Raw genomic sequence first — 4,194 nt, 5'->3', positions numbered from 1 at the left:
GTGCAGCCCACCGAGGCCGGGCACCAGCTGGTGCAGCGGGCCCGCAACCTGCTGCGCGAGGTGAACGACATCAAGGCGCTGCTCGGCAGCGACGTGGCCGGCGGCGAGCTGCTCGTTGGCACCATCAACACGGCCATCCACAGCCTGCTGCCGGACATCCTCGCGCGCTTCGTGAAGACGCATCCCGGCGTCAAGGTGTTCCTGCAGTCGGGCACCACGGCCACGCTCTACAAGGCAGTGCAGCAGGGCGATCTCGACGCGGCCGTGTGCCTCTACCCGCCCTATGTGCTCGCCAAGACCTTCGACTGGTCGCTGCTGCGCGAGGAGCCGCTGGTGCTGCTGGCGCCCAGCCGCCTCGCTCGGCGCGATCCGCACGAGCTGCTGCGCACCTCGCCGCTGATCCGCTACGACCGCAACCTGGGCGGCGGCAAGCAGGCCGACCGCTACCTGCGCGCCGCCGGCATCGTGCCGCAGGAGCGTTTCGAACTCAGTTCGCTGCTGGCCATTGCCATGATGGTCGACCGCGGCCTGGGCGTCTCGCTGGTGCCCGACATCGCGTCGCCATTGCTCGACGGCCAGCGCGTCGCGAAGATTGCGCTGCCGCTGCCTTCGGAGCCGCGGCGATTCGGCGTCCTGTGGCAGCGCGCATCGCCGCGCCTGCGATTGATCCAGGGCTTTGTCGACAGCGCGCGGATGGTGACCGAAGGGAAGCCGCGCGGCGCGAACCACAAATGAAAAGGGCCGCCCGCAGGCGACCCTTTCATCCGCGCAAGCGCGCAGCGGTTTACTACTTCTTGTCGCCGCCGGGCACCTTGCCTTCGACGCCCTTGACGTAGAAGTTCACACCCGACAGAAACTTGTCGTCGGCCACGGCATCCTTGGCGACCACTTCCTTGCCGTCCTGGCCCAGGATCGGGCCCTTCCAGATCACGAAGCTGCCGTCCTTCAGGCCCTTCTTCACTTCCTCGACCTTGGCCTTGGTTTCGGCCGGCACGTCCTCGGCGATCGAGACGAGGTCGATGGCGCCTTCCTTCACGCCCCACCAGGCCTGGCCCGTGGCCCACTTGCCGTCGAGTGCGTCCTGCGTGGCCTTGATGTAGTACGGCGCCCAGTTGATGGTGGCCGAGGCCAGGTGGGCCTTGGGGCCGTAGGCGGTCATGTCCGAATCCCAGCCGAAGGCGCGCTTGCCCTTTTCCTGCGCGGTCTTGAGCACGGCCGGCGAGTCGGTGTTCTGGAACAGCACGTCGGCGCCGCCGTTGATGAGGGCGGTGGCGGCTTCGGTTTCCTTGGGCGGGCTGAACCATTCGTTCACCCACACCACCTTGGTCGTGATCTTCGGGTTGACCGACTGCGCGCCCAGCGTGAAGCTGTTGATGTTGCGCAGCACCTCGGGAATCGGCACCGAGCCGACCACGCCGAGCGTGTTGCTCTTGGTCATGGCGCCGGCAATGACGCCGGCCATGTAGGCGCCTTCGTAGGTGCGGCTGTCGTAAGTGCGCATGTTCTCGGCGGTCTTGTAGCCGGTGGCATGCTCGAACTTCACGTCCTTGCTGTCGGCGGCCACCTTGAGCATCGGCTCCATGTAGCCGAAGGTGGTGCCGAAGATCAGCTTGTTGCCTTGGCCGACCATGTCGCGGAACACGCGCTCGGCGTCGGCGCCCTCGGGCACGCTCTCGACGAAGGTGGTCTTGATCTTGTCGCCGAATTCCTTCTCGAGCGCCTTGCGGCCGTTGTCGTGCGCGAAGGTCCAGCCGCCGTCGCCCACCGGGCCGATGTATGCGAATGCGATGTTGAGCGGCGCTGCCGGTGCCGGAGCGGCGGCAGCGGGTGCCGGCGCCGGCGCGGGGGTTGCAGCCGGTGCAGCCGCTTCCTCTTTCTTGCCGCAGCCGATCAGGGCCGCCGAAGCGACCGCCGTGAGGGCGGCCAGCTTGAGCAGGGAGCGCTTGTTCAGATCATTCATTGTCGGAAATCCTCAAAAAGGACAGGTTGGCGGAAATCGAGAAGCGAGATTATGAGCCGGGGTAGAACGGTTTTCCGATCGAAGCGGGCATGTTGATGCGGATGAAGGCCGGGTTGCGCGAGATCAGCGCCAGCACCACGATGGGCGCGATGTACTGCAGCATGCTGAGGAACTGCGGCGGCACGTCGACGCCGCTGCTCTGCAGGTGGAAGCCCAGCATCGAGACGCCGCCGAACAGGTAGGCGCCCAGCAGCACGCGGATCGGCCGCCAGGTGGCGAAGGTGGTGAGCGCCAGCGCGATCCAGCCGCGGCCCGCGACCATGCCCTCGACCCACAGCGGCGTATAGACGGTCGACAGGTACGCCCCCGCCAGGCCGCAGAGCGCGCCGCCCGCGATCACCGCCATGAAGCGGATGCGCCGCACCGGATAGCCGAGCGCATGCGCCGATTCGGGCGACTCGCCCACCGAGCGCAGCACGAGCCCGGCGCGGGTGCGGTAGAGAAACCAGATGAGGCCGAAGGTCAGCACCACGGCGAAATACACCATGGGGTGGTGGCGGAAAAGCGCGGGCCCGACGAGCGGGATGTCGCCGAGCACCGGCACGGCGTACGACACGCTCTCGGGCAGCTTGGCCTGCACGAAGTTGATGCCCACGAAGGCGGAGAAGCCGACGCCGAAAAGGCTGAGGGCGAGGCCGGTGGCGTACTGGTTGGTGTTGAGCCAGATCACCAGCACACCGAAGAAGGCGGCAAGCAAGGCACCGGCCGCCATGCCGGCCAGGAAGCCGAGCCAGGGGTTGTGGGTGATGACGACCGTCGCAAAGCCGGCGATGGCGGCGCAGAGCATCATGCCCTCGGCACCGAGGTTGACGATGCCGGCCTTCTCGTTGATGAGCAGGCCCAGTGCCGCGATGGCGAGCACGGTGCCGGCGCTCAGCGTCGAGCCTAGGAGGAGTGCGTAGCTGTCCATGTCAGTGGCTTCCCCGTGCGTTTCGTTGTTCGGTTGTTTTCGGGCGCTCGTGTTCGGGGCGCGTGCACAGGCCACCGGGTACTCCCCTCCGCGAATGTCCCCCGGGGGCTGCGCCCCCTCCTCCTTGATTTCGCTGCGGGGAGCACCCGATGCCCTGTGCACCTGGGCACGCTGCTGTTGTGCGGCGGGCCATTCAAAGCACTCCTTCGGTCGAACGCACGGCCGGCGCCGTCAACGGCGTGCTGGCTTGCAGCGAACTCGTCGTTCCCGTGGAAGCCGCCGTTTTTGCCGCGGCCTTGCGGCGGATGCGATAGGCGATCAAGGTGTCGCAGGCCAGCAGCGTGAAGAGCAGCAAACCCTGGAACACGCCGGTCAGCGACTTGGGCAGGCCCAGGCGCGACTGCGCGAGYTCGCCGCCGATGTAGAACATGCTCATSAGGATGGCCGAGAACACCATGCCGACCGGATGCAGCCGGCCGACGAAAGCCACGATGATGGCCGCGAAGCCGTAGCCGGCCGGCACGTAGGGCGTGAGCTGGCCGAGCGGGCCTGCCACTTCGAGCGCACCGGCCAGGCCCGCCGCGCCGCCCGAGGTCAGCAGCGCGATCCAGATGGCGCGGCGTGCCGAGAAGCCCGCATAGCGCGCGGCCGCGGGCGCGAGCCCGCCGACCTGCTGCGCAAAACCCGCGCGCGTGCGGAACAGGAACACCCAGAGCGCACCCACGCCCAGCAGCGCGATGATCAGCCCGATGCTCACGCGCGAMCCCTTGAAGAGCCGCGGGATCTGCGTCACGGCCTCGAAGGTCTTCGATTGCGGAAAGTTGTAGCCCTGCGGATCCTTCCAGGGGCCGAACACCATGTAGCCCAGCAGCAGCGTGGCCACGTACACCAGCATCAGGCTCACGAGGATCTCGTTGGCGTTGAACCGGTCGCGCAGGAAGGCCACGATGCCGGCCCACACCATGCCGCCGATGGTGCCCGCAACGAGAATGGCCACCACGATCCACGAGCCCGTGCTCTTGTCGGCCATCAGCGCGACGCCGCCCGCGGCAATGGCGCCGAACACGAACTGGCCCTCGGCGCCGATGTTCCAGACGTTGGAGCGAAAGCACACCGCCAGCCCGAGCGCGATGATGAGCAGCGGCGTCGCCTTGATCGTGAGCTCGCCGATCGCGTAGCCGCTCTTGATCGGCTCGTAGAAGAACACCAAGAGGCCCTTGACCGGGTCCTTGCCGAGCGCGGCGAACAGCGCCACGCCGATCAG

At 67.4% G+C, this 4,194-nt stretch carries 4 protein-coding genes; 1 reads left to right on the top strand and 3 read right to left on the bottom strand.

Annotation, left to right across the window (positions count from 1 at the left end):
- Positions 1–735, top strand: a 735-nt coding sequence (locus AC1DOC_RS22125; RefSeq protein WP_478130487.1) for a LysR substrate-binding domain-containing protein, incomplete at its 5' end; no start/stop codon positions are given.
- Between the two features lie 52 nt (positions 736–787).
- Here AC1DOC_RS22125 and AC1DOC_RS22120 read toward each other — a convergent pair.
- From AC1DOC_RS22120 to AC1DOC_RS22110, 3 genes are all read right to left on the bottom strand, one after another.
- Positions 788–1,960, bottom strand: a complete 1,173-nt coding sequence (locus AC1DOC_RS22120) for a BMP family ABC transporter substrate-binding protein (protein WP_412511568.1) — start codon at positions 1,958–1,960, stop codon at positions 788–790.
- A gap of 49 nt (positions 1,961–2,009) precedes the next feature.
- Positions 2,010–2,930 carry an ABC transporter permease gene (locus tag AC1DOC_RS22115; protein WP_015866677.1) on the bottom strand — a complete coding sequence of 307 codons (921 nt, stop codon included), beginning with the start codon at positions 2,928–2,930 and terminating at the stop codon, positions 2,010–2,012.
- A 193-nt stretch (positions 2,931–3,123) separates the two neighbouring features.
- Positions 3,124–4,194 (bottom strand): ABC transporter permease (locus AC1DOC_RS22110; protein ID WP_478130486.1); only part of this gene is annotated, 1,071 nt, incomplete at its 5' end.

This window comes from Variovorax sp. 01T439_2 (assembly GCF_056398445.1).
Note: the sequence above shows the minus strand (reverse complement) of the source record. Positions and strands in the feature narration are given on the sequence as shown.